At 64.6% G+C, this 21,223-nt stretch carries 17 protein-coding genes; 11 read left to right on the top strand and 6 right to left on the bottom strand.

Features of this window, described 5'->3' with window-relative positions; genetic code table 11:
- The first annotated feature begins 76 nt into the window (after nt 1-76).
- From LDB05_RS04865 to LDB05_RS04885, 5 genes are all read left to right on the top strand, one after another.
- Entirely contained in the window at nt 77-934 is an 858-nt protein-coding gene (locus tag LDB05_RS04865; RefSeq protein WP_226006801.1) for a hypothetical protein, read from the top strand.
- Complete coding sequence (locus LDB05_RS04870) at nt 934-1,416, top strand: DUF8135 domain-containing protein (RefSeq protein ID WP_226006802.1); 483 nt, start codon at nt 934-936, stop codon at nt 1,414-1,416. Before LDB05_RS04865 ends, LDB05_RS04870 begins: the two co-directional genes overlap by 1 nt.
- A gap of 67 nt (nt 1,417-1,483) precedes the next feature.
- The gene (locus LDB05_RS04875) at nt 1,484-1,813 is read left to right on the top strand and encodes a transcription factor S (protein ID WP_226006803.1); all 330 of its coding nucleotides are present in this window, start codon (nt 1,484-1,486) and stop codon (nt 1,811-1,813) included.
- A 77-nt stretch (nt 1,814-1,890) separates the two neighbouring features.
- Nucleotides 1,891-3,180 (top strand): DNA polymerase IV, encoded by a 1,290-nt coding sequence (dinB, locus tag LDB05_RS04880; RefSeq protein ID WP_226006804.1) that lies wholly within the window; start codon nt 1,891-1,893, stop codon nt 3,178-3,180.
- Between the two features lie 148 nt (nt 3,181-3,328).
- Nucleotides 3,329-4,534: a J domain-containing protein gene (locus LDB05_RS04885; protein ID WP_226006805.1), complete on the top strand. Its 1,206-nt coding sequence runs from the start codon at nt 3,329-3,331 to the stop codon at nt 4,532-4,534.
- A 77-nt stretch (nt 4,535-4,611) separates the two neighbouring features.
- Here LDB05_RS04885 and LDB05_RS04890 read toward each other — a convergent pair whose 3' ends face one another.
- Nucleotides 4,612-7,245: an efflux RND transporter permease subunit gene (locus tag LDB05_RS04890; protein WP_226006806.1), complete on the bottom strand. Its 2,634-nt coding sequence runs from the start codon at nt 7,243-7,245 to the stop codon at nt 4,612-4,614.
- Nucleotides 7,246-7,528: 283 nt separating this feature from the next.
- Here LDB05_RS04890 and LDB05_RS04895 point away from each other — a divergent pair, with 283 nt between their 5' ends.
- The 4 genes from LDB05_RS04895 (at nt 7,529) to LDB05_RS04910 (ending at nt 11,232) form a co-directional block, all read left to right on the top strand.
- Entirely contained in the window at nt 7,529-8,203 is a 675-nt protein-coding gene (locus tag LDB05_RS04895; protein ID WP_226006807.1) for a helix-turn-helix domain-containing protein, read from the top strand.
- 145 nt (nt 8,204-8,348) lie between these two features.
- Nucleotides 8,349-8,873 (top strand): helix-turn-helix domain-containing protein, encoded by a 525-nt coding sequence (locus LDB05_RS04900; RefSeq protein WP_226006808.1) that lies wholly within the window; start codon nt 8,349-8,351, stop codon nt 8,871-8,873.
- Nucleotides 8,874-8,945: 72 nt separating this feature from the next.
- Nucleotides 8,946-9,833: an alanyl-tRNA editing protein gene (locus LDB05_RS04905; protein WP_226006809.1), complete on the top strand. Its 888-nt coding sequence runs from the start codon at nt 8,946-8,948 to the stop codon at nt 9,831-9,833.
- Nucleotides 9,834-9,993: 160 nt separating this feature from the next.
- Nucleotides 9,994-11,232, top strand: coding sequence for a mandelate racemase/muconate lactonizing enzyme family protein (locus tag LDB05_RS04910; RefSeq protein ID WP_226006810.1), 1,239 nt, complete (start codon nt 9,994-9,996; stop codon nt 11,230-11,232).
- 111 nt (nt 11,233-11,343) lie between these two features.
- Here LDB05_RS04910 and LDB05_RS04915 read toward each other — a convergent pair whose 3' ends face one another.
- Nucleotides 11,344-11,931: an HD domain-containing protein gene (locus LDB05_RS04915; protein WP_226006811.1), complete on the bottom strand. Its 588-nt coding sequence runs from the start codon at nt 11,929-11,931 to the stop codon at nt 11,344-11,346.
- 932 nt (nt 11,932-12,863) lie between these two features.
- Here LDB05_RS04915 and LDB05_RS23575 point away from each other — a divergent pair.
- Nucleotides 12,864-14,228 (top strand): alpha-amylase family glycosyl hydrolase, encoded by a 1,365-nt coding sequence (locus tag LDB05_RS23575; RefSeq protein WP_484549599.1) that lies wholly within the window; start codon nt 12,864-12,866, stop codon nt 14,226-14,228.
- A gap of 110 nt (nt 14,229-14,338) precedes the next feature.
- Here LDB05_RS23575 and LDB05_RS04925 read toward each other — a convergent pair whose 3' ends face one another.
- From LDB05_RS04925 to LDB05_RS04935, 3 genes are read right to left on the bottom strand one after another with little or no spacing between them, the layout of a single operon-like run.
- Nucleotides 14,339-15,241, bottom strand: coding sequence for a sugar ABC transporter permease (locus LDB05_RS04925; RefSeq protein WP_226006813.1), 903 nt, complete (start codon nt 15,239-15,241; stop codon nt 14,339-14,341).
- Nucleotides 15,241-16,272, bottom strand: coding sequence for a carbohydrate ABC transporter permease (locus LDB05_RS04930; protein ID WP_226006814.1), 1,032 nt, complete (start codon nt 16,270-16,272; stop codon nt 15,241-15,243). Before LDB05_RS04930 ends, LDB05_RS04925 begins: the two co-directional genes overlap by 1 nt.
- A 25-nt stretch (nt 16,273-16,297) precedes the next feature.
- On the bottom strand, nt 16,298-17,512 hold the full coding sequence (locus tag LDB05_RS04935) for an extracellular solute-binding protein (protein ID WP_226006815.1): 1,215 nt from the start codon (nt 17,510-17,512) through the stop codon (nt 16,298-16,300).
- Nucleotides 17,513-17,811: 299 nt separating this feature from the next.
- Here LDB05_RS04935 and LDB05_RS04940 point away from each other — a divergent pair, with 299 nt between their 5' ends.
- Complete coding sequence (locus tag LDB05_RS04940; protein WP_226006816.1) at nt 17,812-18,951, top strand: ABC transporter ATP-binding protein; 1,140 nt, start codon at nt 17,812-17,814, stop codon at nt 18,949-18,951.
- Nucleotides 18,952-19,037: 86 nt separating this feature from the next.
- On the opposite strand, the gene LDB05_RS04945 is transcribed toward LDB05_RS04940, so the two are convergent.
- Nucleotides 19,038-21,083, bottom strand: coding sequence for a DUF7997 domain-containing protein (locus LDB05_RS04945; RefSeq protein ID WP_226006817.1), 2,046 nt, complete (start codon nt 21,081-21,083; stop codon nt 19,038-19,040).
- Nucleotides 21,084-21,223 lie beyond the last annotated feature (140 nt).

The raw sequence follows: 21,223 nt of genomic DNA on the forward strand, positions 1-21,223 counted from the left end.
ACCGCGACTCGATCGTCGGACTCAGCAGCTGAGTTTGGACCAACGCTTATACGGCTGATATCCCAACTAGAGGCAGATGTCGAGCCAGGACCACGACGACGGCGGCGTTTCGTTCACACTGCCCGCCGACGTCGACGACTGGCTGGCCGAGGAAGCGACCCGACGAGGGGAGACTCGTGAGGATATCTGTCGTCGTCTGGTGACTGCCGCACGGACCGTCGCGACGGACGACGACCTCGACCTCGCCGATCGCGACGAACTCGTCGACGTACAGGATCGACTCGAGGCCCAGCGCGAGGAGTTCGACGAGCTGCTCGAGGACGTCCGGTCCCGAGTGGTACAGGTCAAACGCGAGACCGACGCGAAGGCACCGGCGGAGCACGACCATCCGGAGTATCCGTCCGACGACGACCTCGAGTCGATTCGCGACGAACTCACCGCACTCGAGAACACCGTCGAAAGCGGCTTCGATAACTTCGAAACCGTCCTCGAGGACCTCCTCGCGGAGACCGACGAACTCGCCGAGCGGTCGACGCTCCTGGCTCGGGCCGTAGTCGACCTCAGAGATCGACGGGACGAATTCACGGCACGGAACCGCAATCGGGCGGCCGCCGACGATCTCAAACTGGCCGCCAACCGACTCGGGATCAGAACGGCGACCTGTACGGACTGTGGCTCGAGCGTCGATATCGCACTGCTGACCGCGCCCGAATGTCCCCACTGTGCGAGCGGCGTTATCGACGTCGAGAAGAACTCGTCCCTCTTCGGTTCGAATCGACTCCTCACCGGCGATCAGCCGGCGCTCGAGGGACGGATCGAACCGTCGGACGAGTCGTCACCGGACGCGATTTTCGATGCCGTCGAAGCGGACGCCGAACCCGAGGATACCGATCCTGACGGGTCGACGCACCCCGATTCCGGAGGCGACACCTAATGACTGACCGATCGAACCCGAGCGACGACACCGACGGTACCGAGTTCACTCACGACGAGGGCCGGGACTCACCGGCCGATGCCGACGCCGGCCGATCTCCGGAGACGCCGGATCGGTCCGCCCCGCTCGGAGAGCTTGCCGCGACCGTCGAGGAGACGGACGGCTCGGATGGCTCGCAGTCGAGCACGCCCGACTTCGACGACCTGTTCGACCGCCAGGAGACGACCGAGATCGACGGCGATCGCCTCTGGGAACGACTCGAGGGCGACGAACTGGGCGAGCAGCCCCGGTCGGCGGAGCGCGAAATCCGGGAGGTCGAGAAGCGATCGTACTGCCAGGACTGTGAACACTTCTCCGAGCCGCCGAACGTCGCCTGCGGTCACGAGGGGGCCGACATCCTCTCGATCCCGACGGTGACGACGTTCCGAGTCGCGGACTGTCCGTTCGTGCTCGAGGACGAGGCGCTTGAGCGAGAGCGCTAACGCGTCCACTCGGGTGTCGTGCCGTCAAGTGGTGTATTTTTGCGTGCCGAGTCCGTACACGACGGATATGCAGTTCTGTGACGACTGCGGCTCGATGATGAAAGCTCAGGGCGAGCGCATGGTCTGTACGAACGACGATTGCGGAGCCTCGAACGAACGGGACCGCGAGCAGGAGGACGCGTTCGTCACGACGGAATCCCAGACCGACGACGACGTGATCGAGTCCAGCGAGGAGGCGAACTTCGAAGGGAAACCGAAGGCGACGGACGTCATCTGCGACGAGTGCGGTGCCGAAGAGGCGTGGTACACGCTCAAACAGACCGCGTCGGCCGACGAACCGCCGACGCGCTTTTTCAAGTGTACCGACTGCGGATACCGCTGGCGAGAGTACAACTGACTGGGCCTAGGGGGTTCGTGACAGCCGCCGCCGGGCGCAACGTTCACGTCGGTCCGGACGAATCGACCGATAGACGAATGTCCGACGGGCCGCGGCTACCGGGCGTCGACGAAGCGGACGAGGAAGACCGGATCGTCTGCCACGTCGACGCCGACTGCTTCTACGCCTCCTGCGAGCGACTGCGCGAGCCGGAACTTCGCGACGAACCGCTCGTCGTCGGGATGGGGTACGAGGCGGGAGCGACCAACGGCGCGGTCGCCACCGCCAGTTACGAGGCCCGCGAGTTCGGGGTCGAGAGCGCACAGGCGATCTCGACGGCGCTCGAGCGACTCCCCCGACGCGCGGCGTTCGAAAACGGTGAGCTCGACGAATCGGACCTCGAGCGCGGGGAAACCGGCTACTACCGGCCGGTGGACATGGATTACTACGAATCGGTCGCAGCCGACGTCCGAGAGATCCTCCACGACTGTGCCGACGTCGTCCGCGAGGTGAGCATCGACGAGGCCTACCTCGACGTGACCGACAGGACCGCCTGGGACGTCGCCGACGGCTTCGCTCGCCACATCCGGGACCGTATCCGACGGGAAGTCGGCGTCACGGTCAGCGTCGGCGTCGCCCCGACGATGAGCACGGCCAAGATCGCCAGCGACTTCGACAAACCCGACGGGCTCACCGTCGTCGAGCCCGGCGAGATCCGCGAGTTTCTCGCGCCGCTCGAGGTGGAGCTGCTTCACGGCGTCGGACCCGTGACCGCCCGCGAACTCCGGGAAATGGGTCTGGAGACCGCGGGTGACGTCGCCGAAACGGACCCGGAGCCGCTGGTCGAACGCTTCGGCGAACGGGGCCGAGAACTGTACGGCCGCGCGCGCGGCGAGGACGACCGCCGGGTCGAGCCGAAAGGCGATCCGAAGAGCTTCTCCCGCGAGTCGGCCTTCGCCGACCCGGTCGAGGACCCGTCACCGAAATACGAGCTGATCGAAACGCTCGCGGCGGCCGTGGCTGACCGCGCACGGCGGGAGGGCGCACTCTACCGGACCATCGGCGTTAAAGCCGTGACGCCGCCGTACGACGTCAACACGCGCGAACGGTCCCTGCCCGGTCCGGTCGACGACCCCGACCTCGTCGACCGAATCGCTCGCGATCTGTTCACCGAGTTCGAAACCGAGCCCGTCCGCAAACTCGGCGTCCGGGTGGCCAACCTCGAGTTCGCGGCCGCCGATCAGGCGAGCCTCGACGGGTGGGAAGGCGACGCGACCGGTACCGAAACAGGGGCAGACGAGGAGGTGACCGACGACTCCGATCCGGGCGCAAACCCGGACCGTGACGACCGAGCGGCCGGTCAGTCGTCACTCACGGACTTCTCCTGAGGGGAACGGGTCTCGCGGAACCGCAGCCGAACGGCCGAAATACCCACAATCCTCGAGCGACGACGATACGCAACCGAACCGGACAGAACACCGAAATTATAACCCCGCCCCGACAATCACCGTAGCAAACCAATCGCCCTATGCTCACATGACTGAGGACTTTTACGACCTGCTGGAAATCTCGCCCGACGCCTCCCAAGACGAGATCAAGGACGCCTACCGCGATCAGGTCCGGGTCTACCACCCCGACCTGAACGACGACGACCGCGCACAGGCCCAGTTCACCGCGGTCAAGACCGCCTACGACATCCTCGGCGATCCGGTCGAACGACAGGCCTACGACCGTCTCGGCCACGAAGACTACGTCGCGAAGCGAACCAGCGGCCTCCCCTCCCCCGACGTCTGGCAAAGCGACGACGCGTCGGCGACCACGTCGGCGGCGGCCGCCTCGACGGCGTCGGGATCGACGACCGCCGGCCGATCGTCGTCCGCAACGGGCTCGAGCGGGTCGAAGGCGGCTGCTGGCGCGGCATCGGCCTCGGCCGGAACCGCCGGTGGCGCCTCGAGTGCGACCGGAGGTAGCGGCTCGGCGACGACCAGTCGAACCGGCAGTACGAGCGGCGCGACCACCTCGAGTACTGGTCGATCCGGTCGAACGGCAACGCGATCCGGTACCGGAGATAACGCCCTCGCCCGCTGGTGGCGGCGACAGAACTTCTCGCTGCCGCTGCTCTGGCTCTCGGTACTCGTCTACGCCGCCGGCCTCGGCCAGTTCGGAATCGAAAATCGGGGACCACTGGAATCGCTCTGGGCCGAGCTCCGTGCAGTGGGTGCCGATCCGGCCGGGATCTGGGCCCTGCTTACCGAGGGCCGGCACGGACTCGAGACCTCGGTCGCGTTTCTCCGGGGCGTCGAAATCGTGGCGCCGCCGCTGGAGCAGACGCTGTGGTACGGTGCGCTCGCGGGCGTCGTGGCGGTCGCGGTCGGTGCGTTGCTCGTCGTCCGCGTCGTCGCTCGGGAGCACAGCTGGGGGCCGGTGACGATCGACGAGACCATCGTCGTCGCGCTCGCAGTGGGTGTCACCGCGACGCTCGTCGGCGGCCCGCTGCTCGCGGGCGCCCTGCTCATGCCGTTGCTGTTCGGCGTCGTCGTCCGCCACACCAGGCGCGGACCGGGCTGGACGCCGTCGTATCTGTACGTGCTTCCGGTGCTCGTACCGCTCGCTGGGGTGGGGTTGTCCGCGGCCAGCTATGGTACGCTGCCCGTCGATCTCGTCGCGTTCGTGCTCCTCCCGATCGGCGGTGGAGTAGCGCTCCCGTTGCGGGCAACGCTCAAGAAACACGTCGGCTGGTAACGGCCTCTCACGGGAACAAAACAGCGCCGAACCGATCGGGAGTGTCAGTTCGGGGACGATTCGGGTCTGCGGTGGACCTATCGATGGGAGGCGTTCTCAGCCGTCCTGCCGTCTACGTTCTCTGCCACGGTCGATCCAGAGCCGTAGCGCGTCCAGAGCAGCAGCAGACTCGGCTGGATGAATACGCTCGCCAGGAACGAGTACCCGATCCCGACCGCGAGGATGAACCCGAACTGGCGAAGCGCGGGCAACAGCGAGAACGACAGCACGCCGAACCCAGCGGCCGTGGTGACGGCACTGCTCGATAGCGCACCACCGGTCCCCGTCACGGTCTTCGCGAGGGCCGCCTCCGCATCGCCATGAGTGCCATACTCCTCCGCGAATCGTTCGCTGACGTGAATCGCGTAGTCGACGCCGAGCCCGACGGAGATACTCCCGACGAGAGCGGTGACGAGTCCGATCGGGATATCGAGCAGCGCCATCGTTCCGAGCAGCCAGCTGACGCTGAACGCGACCGGGACGAGCGTAACGGCTCCGAGCGAGGCAGTTCCCTCTCGCAGCCGGAAGCTGGTCAGCAGGAATCCGAGGACGACGACGAGGGTGAGCCCCAGACTCTCGAGCAACGTCATCGCGAGGCGGTCGTTCAGCTCCTTCGCGATGACCGGCTGACCGGTCGCAGTCGCGTCGACACCGTCGGTATCGTCGAACGCGGCTGCGCTATCGCGGAGCGGTGCAACGGCAGTCGCCCGGTCGACGTCTCTGTCGAGGGCCATCCGGAGCCGAACTGCAGTGTATCTCCCGCTCGCACCGTCTTCCGACGCGTGCCGATCTTCGTCCGTGCGGTGGATCGTCCGTGCTGCGAGGTCCGGCGTCGCCGCGTAGAACTCGTCGTAGAGCGTTCGGAGATCGGCGTCGGGGACGCCGTCGCCGTCGGTATCGGCGGCGTGGAACGTCTCGTTGAACGTCCGATTTTGCGCCGCAGCCCGCTCCATCGCCGACAGCGGCGTCACGAACGTCTCCGCTCCGTTCGGGCCAGTCGCGACGGCCTCGGATCGCCTCGTCGTTCGTTCGGCGGCGGCGACTCGCTCGAGCGTCTCCGGATCGGTTACGTTCCCCTCGACGAGAACGTAGCCTTGCGTATCGGGCGTCTGGAAGCGTGAGTCGATATAGCGGCGATTTTCCTTGAGGTAGAATTCGCCGGGCTGGACCGCATCCGGGAGGGTAGCGGTCCACTCCGGCGGATCGTCGGCCATGAAGGCCTCGTCCGGGCTGGCAACGTCGACCCCCGTCGCCCCGTACGCGGCACCCGCGCTGAGGACGAGGGCGAACACGACCACTGCCAGCGGTGCAGCGCTGGCGATCGACGCGCTCGCGCCGAGCGCTCGCCGGAGGCGCCCGGCCGATCCCGGCGGCGACGGGGTCCGATCCCATCCCAACCGACCCAGACGCGAGGAGATCGCGGATTTGAGGGCCGGCACGAACAGCCCGAAGACGATCAGGGTCGCAGTGATTCCGATGGCGGCGACGAGCCCGAACGAGCGAATATCACCCATGGGACTCGTGAGGTTCGCGAGGAACCCGATCGCCGTCGTCACCGTGACTACCACGAGGGCCGGGCCCACGCGTCCCAGCGCCCGGGCCATTGCGGTTCTCGCCCCGATCTCGTCCGCGGCGCGTTCCTCTCGATACCGCATGAATACGTGCAGCGCGTAGTCGACCGAGAGCCCGATCAGCAGGATCGGGACGGCGATCATCGTCTGATTGAACGCGATACCGAGCCAGCCCGTCGCGCCGAACGTCCAGACCAACACGGCGACGACACCGACCAACCCGAGCACCACGTCGATCGGGTCACGGTAGGCGACCGATAGCGAAATGAGGACGAAAGCCAGCGCCAGCGGCCCCAGCATCGCGAGACTATCGGATATCGCAGCGCTCTGCTGGCCGCTCACGAGGCCGCCGCCGAACACGTAGTACGTCTCGGGTCCGGGCTGGGTCGCGGCCAGCGAGCAGGCCGCCCGTTGCCCGTCCGAGACCGGTTTCGAAAGCGCCACGTCGACCTGCACTGCCCCGTCGGTGTCCTGCGTGAGCACGAGGAGGTGACTCGCGGCCGTCGCGGATCCCGGCTCGTACGTCCGTGGCAGCAGCCGCGATGCCGTCCGACTCGCGGCCGTGGGACGCTCGGGGTCCAGTACCCGTCGCACGACGGCCGCCACCTCGGCGTCGTCCATCGACTCTAGTCGTGCGATCTGCTCCTCGAGCGGCGGGGAAGTCCCCCGCCCGGTCGTCGCGGGTGTGGCGTTCCGGTCAGCGTACCGACGGTCGCTCGCGATCGCTGCCGTCGCAACGAGGTTCGCCACGCTGACGGTCGGCCGGTCGTCCACCAGCGTGGCGTTGAGCGTCCCGTTTTCCCGGAGCTTCTGTTGGTATCGAAGCGTCCGCACGAGCGTCGCCTTCGAGAGCGCGTTCCCGCTCTCGTTGCTGATCGCGATCACCGACGTCGTCGTGTTGGCCTCCCGGGGAGAGAAGTCGGCCCTGACGTCGTCGTACGCCCTCGAGACCTCCGAATCGTCCGGGAGTCCGGTTACTGACGATGACTCTTCCATCGCGCCCGTTCCTGCGCCGACGGCAGCCGTCGTCAGCACCATCACGGCGATGACGATCCAGCTATATTCGGTGACCACCGTCGCGATGCGATCGATCCACGACATCACGATCTCACCTCCTCGCTCGGCCCGAGTCGCCGGTCGGACACTGGATCGATCCGGAGGCCACGCACCCTCTTTGATATCCCGTTCACGCTCGAGTTTCCGGGTCGATCGATCGACGAGTGGACACTGCTCCGCTGCGTCTCGTCGCCTCTCCACCGGATCGTGTCAGCCGGTACCGTTGGCGGGTTCGTTCGCATCATCGTATGGAAGCCGTCCATTTATCGAGAGGATTCGGCCACGTATAGAAGCGGGATTTATGGGACGTCACCGGACGAGATGACGTATGAAACGGCTCCGAGTCACCGTTCGTGTGGACCCCGACAGGGCACCGGCGTTTTTCAATCTCCTCGCCAATACGCCTGCGATCGAGGAAGCGCGCGTTCTCGAGGTGAACACGACGCTGGACGGCGTCGACAATTACCTGTTCTCGATCGATGGCGATGCGACCGTCCTCGCGGAGCGAGCGTCCGAGATCGACGGTCTCGAGTCGGTACGGCTGTCCGAATCGAGCCGTGGCCGCACCTACGCACTCGTCGTCGCGCGCTCGCTGGAGATGCCGATGTACGACAGCATCCTGCGAGCGAGTTCCCGCCTCGAGCTGATCGTTCGGACGCCGATCATCTACCGGGACGGCAAGATGTACGGCAGCGGGGTCGGCGACCCGCAGCAGATTCAGGCAGCACTCGAGGAATCGTCCGACGTGATGGAGATTCGGGTCGACGAAATCGGAGAATTCAGGGGTGAACTCGACGACCCGGTGCGAGCGCTCAGCGACAGACAACGCGAGGCGCTTTCGGTCGCCTTCGAGATGGGATACTACGAACGGCCCCGTCGGGTGACCCACGAGGACATCGCTGCGGAACTCGAATGCGCTCCTGCGACGGCCAGCGGTCACCTTCAGAAAGCGGAGGCGAAACTCGTTCGCGCGGTGATGAACGATTTCGGTCCGGCTCTCTGACCGGTCTCACTGCCGCGATGGCGCGGCGTGGTCCGTCGCTCGGAGGAGACGAGCCGAGTCCGACACTATCGACCGTGTGAGTGGGACTCGTCATCGAGGTCCGCGCTACCGATTAGTTGAAATGCGACAGATGCCAAACACTCGCATGGCCAAATACTCGACCGGTTCGTCCGGTAGCGGTGGCGGGACGAACTGCGAACTCTGTGGTGCCGAGAGTAGTTCGCTCACGCTCGCATCGGTCGCCGGAGCCGAACTCGAGGTCTGTCCGGACTGTGCGCCACACGACGATTCCAAAGCGCGCGGCCAAGACCGAACCGAGAACCGGAGCGAGCAGGACGCGGGCGCCGACGACGGACCGAGCCGTAAACGAAAGGCGGCCCAGAACGTCGCGAAAGCGAACCCGGTCTGGGACGGTGACTCCGAACACTGGGAGAGCGAGGGAACGAACTACGACGACGACCCGCTGCCGTACCTGGTTTCGGACTACGGCGACGCGCTCGTCGAGGCCCGACAGGACGCCGGGCTCCAGCGCGAGGAGCTCGCGGCGGAACTCGATGCGTCGGAGAAAGACGTCCTCGCGGTCGAACAGGGGCGGGCAGCGCAGGCCGGCATCGGTGGCGGCCTGATCGAGGCCCTTGAGGACCGACTCGACGTGACGCTCGCGGAGTAGGCGACGGCTCGTTCGTCTCCGGTGACAGTATCGGCGAGCAGACTTTTAACCGCTGACGACACATTTCAACCGATGACCGGGCAACGGGCGGCAGCGGAACCGTACGCCACGCGGTTCGAAACCGAGGTAACGTCGATCGACGGCCGACGGGTCTGGCTCGAGCGCAGCCACTTCTTCGGGGCGAGCGGCGGGCAGCCGGCCGACCGCGGGACCATCGGAGACATCGCCGTCACGGACGTCCAGTACGCCGACGGCGAGCAAGTTCACGTGCTGGCCGAGGAGCCGTCGTTTCGGACGGGCCACCGCGTCCTCTGTTCGGTCGACTGGTCGTTCCGGATGTACTGCATGCGGGCCCACACGGCCAGTCACATCCTCGCCGGTGCAGCGCGGCGACTGCTCGAGGAACCGACGTGCGTCGGACTCGATATCGGGGCGCAAACCGCCAGTGTCGACCTCGAGACGAGCGCGACCCTCGACGACGAGACGCTGATCGAACTGGACGAACTGGTCAACCGCGTGGTCTGGGAATCGCGACCGGTATCGTGGGACGATATGCCGCTCTCGAGGGCACGCGAGCGCGACGGGATCACCGTCGATGCCGAACTCGACGCCGCCGCCGTCGAGAAGGGACGAGTTCGCGTCGTCACGATCGAAGACGAGAACGACAACCGCAATCGGAACCGACTCTCCAATATGAACGGCTCGGCCGATCCATGGGACGTCACGGCCTGCGGCGGTACCCACGTTCGGAACACTCGGGAGGTCGGCCCCGTGACCGTGCTCGGCCGCTCGAGGCCGACCGACGGCGTGATCCGAATCGAATTCGCCGTCGGACCGCAGGCGATCGATCACCGGACGGCCGAAAAACGGGCCGCACTCGCCGCGTCTGCGGCGCTGGACGTCGAGCTGGAGGACGTAACCGACGAACTCGAACGCGTGAGAGCTGCCCGTAGTCGCTGAGTCTCGATCGAGGGTCACCGGCCCCGTTGCAAGCAGTGAGTTCAGGATCCTCGGTCCGTATGGTGTCACCGAAGCGAGTCGCCCGCCGATCGAGTCCGCGTCCGAAACCTTGCCGAGAGAAGGTAGAAACTATTACTATCTTCGGAGTGAATATCCATCCATGGGAGTCGACTACTCAGATTTACACGATCCGAACGCAGAGTACACGATGCGAGACCTCTCTTCGGAGACGATGGGGGTCACGCGCGAGCGCGGCGGCGGACGGGACGTCGAAATTACCGACATCCAGACGACGATGGTCGACGGGAACTTCCCGTGGACGCTCGTCCGCATCTACACCGACGCGGGAGTCGTCGGCACCGGCGAGGCCTACTGGGGTGCCGGGGCGCCGGAACTGATCGAACGGATGACGCCGTTCCTGCAGGGGGAGAATCCGCTGGACATCGACCGACTCACCGAGCACCTCGTCCAGAAGATGTCCGGCGAGGGCTCGATCGGCGGCGTCACCGTCACCGCGATCTCCGGCATCGAGGTCGCGCTCCACGACCTCGCCGGCAAGATCCTCGACGTGCCGGCCTACCAGCTGCTGGGGGGCAAGTACCGCGACGAGATGCGGGTCTACTGTGACTGCCACACCGAGGAGGAAGCCGATCCGATCGCCTGCGCCGACGAGGCCGAGCGGGTCGTCGAGGAGCTGGGATACGACGCCCTGAAGTTCGACCTCGACGTGCCCAGCGGCCACGAGAAGGACCGCGCGAACCGACACCTCCGCGGTCCCGAAATCGACCACAAGGTCTCGATCGTCGAAGCGGTCACCGAACGCGTCGGCTCGCGAGCCGACGTCGCCTTCGACTGTCACTGGACCTTCTCCGGCGGCAGCGCGAAACGTCTCGCGAAGCGCCTGGAGGACTACGACGTCTGGTGGCTCGAGGACCCCGTCCCGCCGGAGAACCACGACGTCCAGCGGGAAGTCACGCAGTCGACGTCGACGCCGATCACCGTCGGCGAGAACGTCTACCGGAAGCACGGCCAGCGCCGCCTGATCGAGGAGCAGGCCGTCGACATGATCGCGCCGGACATGCCCAAGGTCGGCGGCATGCGCGAGACGAGGAAGATCGCCGACCTGGCCGATATGTACTACATGCCGGTTGCGATGCACAACGTCGCCTCGCCGGTGGCGACGGTCGCCAGCGCCCACGTCGGCGCGGCGATCTCGAACTCGCTGGCAGTCGAGTACCACTCCTACGAGCTCGGCTGGTGGGAGGACCTCGTCGAGGAGGACGTCATCGAGGACGGCTACATCGAGATTCCGGAAGAGCCGGGCCTCGGCGTGACGCTCGATATGGATACCGTCGAGGAACACATGGTCGACGGCGAAGAGCTGTTCGACGAAGCGTAACCACCGCCCCTGATCTCCGATTTCGGACGGTATTCGACCACACCAGTTATCGGCGGTTCCGATGGGATTATCCCGTATTCGACGCCCGGTCGTAGTCGCAGAACCACGCTCTCATAGTTTCCCTTGCCATTCCCTTTTGAAGCGATCGCTGAACTCCTCCAGGAACTGGTGGCGTTCCTCGGCGATCTCCCTCGCTTCGTCGGTGTTCATCTCCGCTTTGAGATGCAGTAGTTTATCGGTAAAGTGACCGAGTCCGGAGTTCTCCTCGGCATCCGGAGCCCAGAGCCGGTTACCGACCACGCCGGTAAACGCAAAGTTCCTCGCGATACCGACCGCTCCCATCGCATCTAGGTTGTCCGCGTCCTGTACGATGCGGGCCTCCATCGTTTCGGCCGGATTCTCGTCGCCCTCGAATTCGTACTCTTCGTGAACCTCGACACAGTGGACTACCGACGGAAGCTTCTCGTCCGGGAACGACGTCGCCTCGAGTACGGACTTCACCGCTGATAGTGACTCGTTGGGATGAACGTACTCGCCGTCTGCACCCATAGACCGGTGGATATCGTGAGTGAGGGCTGCGGCTCCGACGATATCGACATCGGCGACCTTCCGATCGGCCAACCGAACGCCCATAGTGAACACGCGTCTGGCGTGATCGAGGTCGTGACCGGACGAGTCTGCGCCTATCCACACTTCCATTTCCTGCTCGATTTCGTGGAACACCTGGGGGCGAGGGTGTCCTTCAGGAACTACTTCGAGTATATCGAACCCTTGGTCAGTCATCATTTATCGAGAACCATCACCTCACGAATAAGATCACGATTTCTCCGCTCGACGGAAGGGCCCCACGTGTTCGAGTGTGAATCGGTCGTCAACGAGTCGACTGGCGCAAAATATATGTACTATTTCAACACAGATTTACGCTCGATACTGGAAGGTACTCTATGGACAGCCAGCGGATACGGATGGACGGCGGCAAAACGGAATCCGACGCGTTCGAGAGCGGCGACGGGTCGTCCCATCCCGGCCCGCCCCGTTTCGTCACTGTCGGTGAGGGAATCGTCGACCCGAACGGGAACGAAATGGAGACGCGCGACTCGCTGGCCCCGTGGAACCCGGGCACCGAGGGCGCGTACGACTGGCGAGTCCTCGAGTCACCGGCTGGTTCGAACGCTGCACCGACAGACGGCCCGGTCGCCGAGTTCGAACCGGACGTGCCGGGCGAGTACACGCTCGCGCTCGAGGCACCCGACGGAACGCACGAGCTGACGGTCCGCGCGTTTCCCGAGGCGGACGAAGACGCGCCGCGACCGCAGGTCGAACTCGACGCGACGCTCGAGGACGATCGGATTCAGCTCTCTGCGACGGCCAACGTCGTCGGTGACGGCGACCCCGATATCGAGTTCTACGTCGACGACCGGAACGAGGACGTACTCGAGGCCGACGGCACGATTCCCGTCAGCGCGATCGACGAACCGACTCGCGTCTACGCGGTGGCCGTAGACGAACGACATTCGGTGCCGGACGCGATCGAGTTGGTTCCCGATGCGGACCGGCCGGGCCAACCAGCCGTCAGCATCGACAATCCGTTCGAACCGCCCGAGTGGGCCGTCGACGCGATCGTATACGAGATCTTCACGCGCCGATTCCCGGATCAGGACGATCCCACGTTCGAGAGGATCGCGGAGCGACTCGACCATCTCGAGCGCCTCGGGATCGACGTCCTCTGGTTGACGCCGTTTCTCGAGGCCGAGAGCGGGTTCGGGACGCCGATGGAGTTCGGTGGCCCCCACGGCTACAACACGCGGGACTACTTCCGGGTCGATTCCGACCTCGGCACGATAGCCGACTTCGAGGCGCTGGTCGACGCCTGTCACGACCGGGATCTCAAGGTCGTCTTCGATCTCGTGATCAACCACACGGCCGACACGCATCCGTTCTACGAGGCCGCCGTCGACGAGGCCCACCCAGATCACGAGCGCTACCGCGACTGGTATCGCTGGGTCGATTTCGACGAGCGGGACGCGGACACCTACTTCGGCTGGGACGGCATCCCCAACCTGAACTACGGTAACCCGGAAGTCCGGGAGTACCTGCTCGAGGTCGTGGACTTCTGGGCCGACAAAGTCGACGGCTTTCGGGCCGACGTCGCGTGGGGCGTCCCCCTGAGCTTCTGGACCGAAGTGTCCGATCGACTGGCGGGCACGGACAGCGACTTTTTCCTGCTGGACGAGACGCTCCCCTCCGATACCGAGATGGGGGGCGGCCGGTTCCACATGCACCACGACGACGTCCTCCACGACACGCTCGAGCAGTTGGGCGAGTCGATCACGGACCACGGAACCGGCGAGTCCGACGAGAAGGGGACGAAAGACGAAGACAACGCGGTCGCGGACGAGTTCACCGATTCCGCGGCCGGGCTGGACACGACGACCGCCGACGCGATCCTCGAGGCGATCGAGGACCGGCAGCGCCGCGGTGCCCACCCCGACTCGGAGTGGTTGCTGTACGTGGAGAACCACGACACCGACCGATATCTCACCGAGTACGGGCGGGACGCGCAACTGGCAGCCGGCGCGTCGACGTTCACGCTCCCCGGCTCGCCGATGCTCTACTACGGGCAGGAAACCGGCGTGACGGGACGGCGCGACCCGATGAACTGGGACGCGTTCGACGAGGGCCTGCTCGAGCACTACGAGCGATTGATCGACCTTCGGAAATCGCATCCGGCGTTACAAGCCGGCGCGGACCTCGAGCGCATCGGGTACGACTCGGACACCGACGCCGCCGTCGCCTTCGCTCGGACGGACTCCGAAAGCGGTCGCCGCGTCGTCGTGGTACTCCACTTCGGAACGGGGTCTGCAACGGTCGAGGTCGACGAACCGGTCGGTGAAACCGATCTCCTAACCGGGGCGAACGTCGGTGGCGGTATCGATAGAGATCGGACACTCTCGGTCGAAACCGTAGTCGTCCTCGAGTGCGAGGAGAGCAATTGAGCCCCGCTTCGCGACCGCCGAACGGTTGAGATCGAGACGATCGTATCTACATAGTTGAGTAGTTGCGGTAACGAATCGACTGCGAACGAAACGGTCGTTCGAGAGCCGCCTCAGCCTTCCATCCCGCCGAAGGAGAGGCCGCTCTCGACGTAATTCTGAGCGAAGAAGTAGATGATCGCGACCGGGGATGCGAACAGGATCGCGAACGCCGAGAACTGGGTCCACGGCGTCTCGAACCGGCCGGACTGGGCGAGCGAAAACAGTTCGACCGCGAGCGTGTAGTTGTTCGGTCGGAGCAACGTCTGTGCGATGATGAACTCGTTCCACCCCGCCAGGAACGTAAAGACCAGCACGACGGCGATGCCGGGTTTCGACAGCGGCAGGATCACCTCGCGGATGACGTCCCATCGGCCGGCACCGTCGACGATCGCGGCCTCCTCGTAGGAGACCGGAATGTTGTCCATGAAGGTCTTGAGCAACCACGTGTTGAACGGGATCGCTCCGGCCGCGTAGAACAGCCCCAGCACGAGAAGGTTGTTACTCAGTCCGAGATTGACGAACAGCGCGTACAGCGCGATCAGCGTCGCGATCGAGAGGCCGGCGCCGACCTGCGTAAACAGGACGTAGCCGTAGAGGATCTTCTCGCGACCGATGAATTTCCGCCGCGAGAGCGCGTACGCGCCCGGAATGACGACCGACATCGAGACGAGGACGGTGACGGTCACCACGACCAGGCTGTTGACGAGTGCGTCTCGGAACGCCGACTCGAAGAGCACCCACCGGTAAGCCTCGAGGTTGTAGGTGGACGGATCGGCGAATATCCCTTCGGTGCTCATTAGGCCCGAACCCTGGGAAAGCGATGCGCTGAGGACCCAGTAGACGGGGAACATGAGGACCAGCAGAATGCCGATGGCACCGCCGGTCCCGGCGACCGTCTTGGCGGTGTCCCACGGATTCCGGAGTCGATTCCTGAGCCGGTCGTCGGCCTGCGTCTCAGATTCGGATGGCGTCATTACGAGTTCACCCCCTCGGCGAGGTCGCCTTTCCGCACTGCGAGCCACATGAACATGCCGATGAACGCGATGGCAGTCACCATGATCGCGGAGCCGAACGCGTACTCGTTGAGAGCGGTCGCCTCACGGTAGCCGTAGACGAGGAGGAGTTCGTTCTGCCGCGAGGGACCGCCCTGATTGAAGATCCACGGGACGAGGAACTGCTGAAACGACGTCGCCGCCGTCAGGATCGCGCCGAACATGACCGGTCGTTTGATCGATGGGAGCGTGACGTGACGGAACCGATGGAGAAACCCCGCGCCGTCGACCTTCGCCGCGTCGTGGAGTTCGCCCGGAACGTCCTGCAGCGCGCTCACGATGATGATGACCATGAACGGATACGCCAGCCACACTTCCGTCGTGACGTACGCGAAGAAGGCGCTCCATCGGCCACCGCTGAGCCACGAAACAGGGACGTCGGCAAGCAGTAGTTCGGGGGCGTTGATCGTCGCGAAGACGACGACCGCATCCACTGCGCTTACGAGGCCAGTGACGACACCGTTGTAGTAGTCGAGTAACTGGTTCAGCGGACCGAACCGGGCGCTACTGAACAGCCCCTTCCAGACCGTGATCGTAAAGATCGTCGGGAATCCCATCGGAACGATGACGATGGCCCGCATGAACCGCTTGCCCACGACGCGGGCGTGCGTGAGCACCATCGCGAGTCCGATCGAGAGCGCGATCTTGATCACCAGACTCACCACGACGAACAGCCAGGTGATGGCTAACGAATTCCAGAACTGGATGTCCGTGTAGAGCGCCCTGTAGTTCTCGAGGCCGACTACGTTCGACCCGCCACCGATGACCGTCCCCGCGTGGGTCGCGTCGGTCAGCGACAGGTAAATCAGGAACGTGATCGGGAACAGCATAAACGAGCCAAAGAGGACGGCACCGGGAAATACGAGGAGGAGCCCGAACAGATCGTCCAGGGTACCTGAAAGCGGTTGCTGACCCCGCTTTGACACACGGCTGAGGAATGACGATGTTGACATAAAGTTGCGTAGTGAGCGCAGTCAGTTACTCCCAGCGGCTGCGGATCTCGTCGGCAGCCGATTTCATCGCCACGTCGGGCTCCGCCTGATCGTTGAATACTCGCTCGAGGGCGTTTTCGAACGGCGTCCACACAGTATCCATACGCTGATCGGCTGGCATCGGAGTCCCCATATCGACGGTTTCAGCGAACATCGGGACGTCGTCGCCGAGCTCGTCGGAGTCGACGTAATCCGAGTGAACGGGGATCAAACCGTGATTCCGTGCGTTACCGGTGATCACGTCTTCGTTGGTCGTGTACCACTCGGCCCACTCCAGCGTCGTGTCGAGCGACGCCTCGTCCGCCCCGTCAAGCTGTGCCGTGAAGTACCACGTCTGTACGCCCGTGTACGGCGTTGGGCTACCACCGTCGACGTCGGGAAGCGGTGCGACGGTCGCGTCGACGCCGCTGTCGCGGAAGCTACCGAGTTGCCACGGGCCGTTGATCGCGAATGGTGCGTTGCCGTCGGCGAACGGCGGCATCTGTCCGTTGTACGTGGTATCGTCCGCGACGTACGGCCAGATGGAATCCTGGAGGAGTTCGACTCCCTCGAGGAACTCGTCGGTTTCGATACCGAGTTCGCGGCTCTCCTCGTTGTAGATCCGCCCGCCAAAGGCGTGCAAGAACGCGCTGACGAAGTACGCCGTCTTCGGTGGACACGAGAGCCCCCACGTGCTGTTCTCGGGATCGTGGTGGTCTTCCATGATGGAGACCATCTCCGAGAGGGTCTCCGGTGGTTCGTCCACCAGATCGGGGTTGTACATGAGCGACACCGTTTCGGACGCGTAGGGGAGTCCGTACACGCCGTCCTCCCACTGAACTGCGGAGGCGGCGTTTTCGGTGAACGTCGCTTCGAGGTCGAGCTCGAGATCGCCGCTCCCGTCGTAGAGGAAGTCTTGACTCTGATACTTGCCGATGCGGTCGTGGGCCCACGGGAAGGTGTGGGGCCCGTTTCCTGCCGGGATCGCCGTTTTGAGTTGCTTTTTGACGTCCGAGAGGTTCTCGGAGACCATCGGATCGTCCCGTCCCTCGTTGAACGTTTCGAGGTGCGTCTCGAGGCTGTCCTGCTCGCTCCCCGTGAACTGGTTCCAGAGCGTCGTCTCCTGGGAGCTTCCGCCGAGCGCTCCGCCGAGACATCCCGCTGTTGTCAGTGATGCAACCCCGCCGATCCCCGCCAGTACGTTCCTGCGATGCAGTGTCATGGGCAATCAGTGATGAATAATATCTTCATATATTTAATTGTTAGGATGGCGACTCGCTGGCGCGCTCCATACTGGACGAACGCGGCTTTTTGCCCACTGTATCGACTCTTTCGCCGGTCTGTATCGAGTTTTATCACCTAACTATACTTGAGATACATCTATGTAACGGCGGATCTGGTCAAATGATTCTCCGCTCTGGGTGCAACCGACGAGGGATGGAGATATTTGGTGTAATATTACTTCTTAAATTCCACTATTTGGGAAAAGGTTTTACGCCCCCTCTCCGAACGACCAGTGAAATGGCACGAGTAACGGTCGAATCGCTGCGGAGGGAATACGACGCCGGCTCCGTCATCGCCGTCAACGACCTCGACCTCGAGATCGAGGACGGCGAGTTCGTGACCGTCGTCGGGCCGTCAGGCTGCGGCAAAACGACGACGCTGCGGATGCTGGCCGGCCTCGAGAAACCCACGTCCGGACGGATCGAAATCGGTGATGACGACGTCACGGACGTCCACGCGAAGAACCGGAACGTCGCGATGGTGTTCCAGAACTACGCACTCTATCCCCACAAAACGGTCTTCGAGAACATGGCGTTCGGGCTCCGGATGAGCACCGATTTGACCGAGTCCGAACGAGAGCAGCGGGTCGTCGAGACGGCCGAGATGATGGACATCGAGGAGCTGCTCGAGGACAAACCCGACGAGCTCTCCGGTGGCCAGAAACAGCGGGTCGCGCTCGGCCGCGCGATCGTCAGGGAACCCGACCTGTTCCTGTTCGACGAACCGCTCAGCAATCTCGATGCAAAACTCCGGACGAGTATGCGCGCCGAGATCCAGCGCCTCCAGAACGAGCTCGGGATCACCGCCGTCTACGTCACGCACGACCAACACGAGGCGATGACGATGGGCGACCGAATCGTCATCCTCGACGGCGGCGAACTCCAGCAACAGGGGAAGCCGACCGAAGTCTACGAGAACCCGGTTAACGAATTCGTCGCCGGCTTCGTCGGTTCGCCGTCGATGAATTTCGTCGACGTCGCCGTCGAACCGGCGGGTGATCGACTTCGCCTGACCGGTCCCGACGGCGGGTTCGAGTTCGAGCTTTCGGGGGCGTACGTCGGACGCCACGAAGATGGGCTCGACGCGAGTCAGTACACGCTCGGCATCCGTCCGGAGAACGTACGGATCGCAGACAGGGGGGCGGCCAATACGATCACGGCGGCTATCGACGTGGTCGAGCCCGTCGGCTCCGACAACTTCCTCCACCTGGACGTGAGCAGCGAATTCATCGCCCGCGTCGACTCGGACGTCGACCTCGAGCCGGGCGATCAGGTGACGCTCACGTTCGACGAGTCCGACGTCCACCTGTTCGATCCGGAAACGGGCCGGAACGTCCTCGAGGAGGAGCCCGATGCACGGGCAGTCACGTCTGACTGAGCGAGGTTGCGCTCTCGAACTGCCGCTATCGTCCGCTTCTATCGTACCGAGAGAACCTGTGGCCAAGCAACGGCGCTGTTCCGTCGTTACTCGTGAGATTGCGGAGGAGTTTCAGTGTCCGCGAGCGGTGACGAGTCCGCCGAGTCCAGCGCGCTCGCCGTTGCGAGTCGGATCGCATGGGGCCACCCGAGGGGCGTCGCGCTGTCGGCCGTGCCGTCGTCGAACACTTGCTCGGGGAGATATCCACCCGACCGACGGAGCGCTCCGCCGGGACTGACGAGTGCCAGCAGCGTCCGACCGCGCTCTTCGAACGCCTGCGCCTCCTCGTGCCGACCGTGTGCAGCCAGTAGCTCACTCAGCGTGATGGCGGCATTGGCTCCCCAGGCCGTCGTTACCGTCCAGATCTTTGCCGCGCCCTGGTCGCGGACTCGCCAGGGATCACCCTCGAACCGAGCGAGTCCCTCGACCGGTCCCTCCGGGTTCCGATAGAGTTCGTCGAGCGTCGTCTCGACGTGAGAGACCACCCGGTCGAGCCGCTCGTCGTCGACGTCCTCGAGCGCATCGTACTCGCGGTGCGCCGAAACCAGCGCGAGCGTGCTCCCGTCGATTCGGTCGTCCACGTCGCCGTCTGCCGTCCGCATGGCGTAGATTCCGCGTTCGGGGAGCCAGAGGTCGTCCAGGCTCTCGTAGACTGATCGGGCGTTCTCGAGCGCCCGCGCTGCGAGCGCGTCGTCGACCGGTGCTCGAGCGATCGCGGCGTACGCCTCGAGGAACGTCGCCGCGGTGTGTGCGAATCGGCCGGTCATGTTCTCCCAGGCGTTCTGGACCCGTACGGGCAGGCCGTCGGCCGCGAGGGAGTCGTTCAGTCCGTCGAGGGCGGCCGCGAGCGTTTCCCGCACCCGCTCGTCGGTCGGATCGACGTGACGGAGAGACGCGGCCAGATAGGCCGCGACGCTCGCGGTCTGGTCGGCCTGATACTCCTCGGAGTCTCCTTCCTCGACTCGGCCGTGAGCCCACCCGGGAGCGAGGTCGCCGTTAGACGGCCACACTCGGTGGGGCCAGGTCCCGTCCGACAACTGCGTTTCGGCATAAAACCGGGCACTCTTCGCGTGCCAGTCCTCGAGCCCGAGTCCGAGCCGCCGATCCGCGTCGAGCAGGAATCGGGAGATTTCGGCGTCGTCGCGGAACCAGGTGTAGCCGTAGCCGCCGGAGTACCGATAGAACGGATCGAACTCGGGGCCCGCCATCCGGGCTCCCGTCGGCGCGCGCAACAGCGCGAGCGCACGGAGATCAGCAACTCCCCCCTCGATATCGTGATCTGGGTCGGGAAGCTTGTCCCGGGCCTGCTCGCGGCCCGCCTCGAGTATCGCCTCCCGATCGGCGTACTCGGCCGCAGCGGTTCGCACCCGCTCGAGCGCGTCGGCCCGGTCGCCGCCGTCGGAGAGTAGCGTCACGATAGTTGCATCTGGGGACGATTCCGTCAGTTCGACTTCGCCCAGTACGATCGGACTGAGGCGGGCCTCCTCGTAGCGGTCGTCGGTCGGTGACCGCGGAAAGTCGGCCGGCTCCGTCGCGAGTAACTCCGCGAATCGCTCGGGGACCTGCCCGGTCACGGAGAGTTCGGCGGAGGCAGCGAGGAAGTCGTGTTCGGTGTCGTGGTGAATCTCGACGGCATTGCCGTGCCAGAGCTGTCCAATCCGGCCTGCCCGCCCCTCCGGAGCGAATCCGAGGCAGGCGTGCAGGCTGACGTCCTCGGCCCCCGCTCCCTCCTCGAGCGCGAAGTGAGTCAGGTGGAGTCGCCCGATCGTGAGATCGTACTGGACGCAGGTCGACTCGCCGACGGTGTGGGTCGTCTCGACGACCGCCGTCGGTCCGACGTAGCGCTGGTCAGTCCCGTCGCTATCGAACCAGTGAACGTCACCGTCCCGCTCGAGTCCGAACCGGGAGCGTTCGATGCCGGTCAGACCGGAGAGGGGATAGGAGTAGTCCCTGACCGAGCCGTCGCGCGAAACGTGGACGAGCCGCTCGTCGAGGCCGGAAAAGAGTCCCGTCGTCGACCGTCGCTCGCCGGGAAATCGCTGTGGATCCCCCTGCGAGCGCTTGAAGTCGTTGAGGGCACCGTGTAGTTCCATCGTTCTCTCAGATCAGGCCCGGGGCAATAAACTTTGTTGAAAAATTTATTCCTACTTTTTCGTCCACCCCTCCGAGGTCGCTACTCGTCGTACCAAGTCGGATCCCCGTCAGTTCGAGGGCTGATCGGACCGAGCATATT

Source organism: Natrinema salinisoli (assembly GCF_020405205.1).
Classification (GTDB): domain Archaea; phylum Halobacteriota; class Halobacteria; order Halobacteriales; family Natrialbaceae; genus Natrinema; species Natrinema salinisoli.

Bases quoted from the DNA above. Each gene is read 5' to 3' on its own strand.
- LDB05_RS04930 (WP_226006814.1), bottom strand. From the start codon at position 16,272: ATGTCAACATCGTCATTCCTCAGCCGTGTGTCAAAGCGGGGTCAGCAA.
- dinB (WP_226006804.1), top strand. From the start codon at position 1,891: ATGTCCGACGGGCCGCGGCTACCGGGCGTCGACGAAGCGGACGAGGAA.
- LDB05_RS04945 (WP_226006817.1), bottom strand. From the start codon at position 21,083: ATGGAACTACACGGTGCCCTCAACGACTTCAAGCGCTCGCAGGGGGAT.
- LDB05_RS04895 (WP_226006807.1), top strand. From the start codon at position 7,529: ATGAAACGGCTCCGAGTCACCGTTCGTGTGGACCCCGACAGGGCACCG.
- LDB05_RS04885 (WP_226006805.1), top strand. From the start codon at position 3,329: ATGACTGAGGACTTTTACGACCTGCTGGAAATCTCGCCCGACGCCTCC.
- LDB05_RS04925 (WP_226006813.1), bottom strand. From the start codon at position 15,241: ATGACGCCATCCGAATCTGAGACGCAGGCCGACGACCGGCTCAGGAAT.
- LDB05_RS04870 (WP_226006802.1), top strand. From the start codon at position 934: ATGACTGACCGATCGAACCCGAGCGACGACACCGACGGTACCGAGTTC.
- LDB05_RS04900 (WP_226006808.1), top strand. From the start codon at position 8,349: ATGGCCAAATACTCGACCGGTTCGTCCGGTAGCGGTGGCGGGACGAAC.
- LDB05_RS04905 (WP_226006809.1), top strand. From the start codon at position 8,946: ATGACCGGGCAACGGGCGGCAGCGGAACCGTACGCCACGCGGTTCGAA.
- LDB05_RS04890 (WP_226006806.1), bottom strand. From the start codon at position 7,245: ATGTCGTGGATCGATCGCATCGCGACGGTGGTCACCGAATATAGCTGG.
- LDB05_RS04935 (WP_226006815.1), bottom strand. From the start codon at position 17,512: ATGACACTGCATCGCAGGAACGTACTGGCGGGGATCGGCGGGGTTGCA.
- LDB05_RS04865 (WP_226006801.1), top strand. From the start codon at position 77: ATGTCGAGCCAGGACCACGACGACGGCGGCGTTTCGTTCACACTGCCC.
- LDB05_RS04940 (WP_226006816.1), top strand. From the start codon at position 17,812: ATGGCACGAGTAACGGTCGAATCGCTGCGGAGGGAATACGACGCCGGC.
- LDB05_RS04910 (WP_226006810.1), top strand. From the start codon at position 9,994: ATGGGAGTCGACTACTCAGATTTACACGATCCGAACGCAGAGTACACG.
- LDB05_RS04915 (WP_226006811.1), bottom strand. From the start codon at position 11,931: ATGGAAGTGTGGATAGGCGCAGACTCGTCCGGTCACGACCTCGATCAC.
- LDB05_RS04875 (WP_226006803.1), top strand. From the start codon at position 1,484: ATGCAGTTCTGTGACGACTGCGGCTCGATGATGAAAGCTCAGGGCGAG.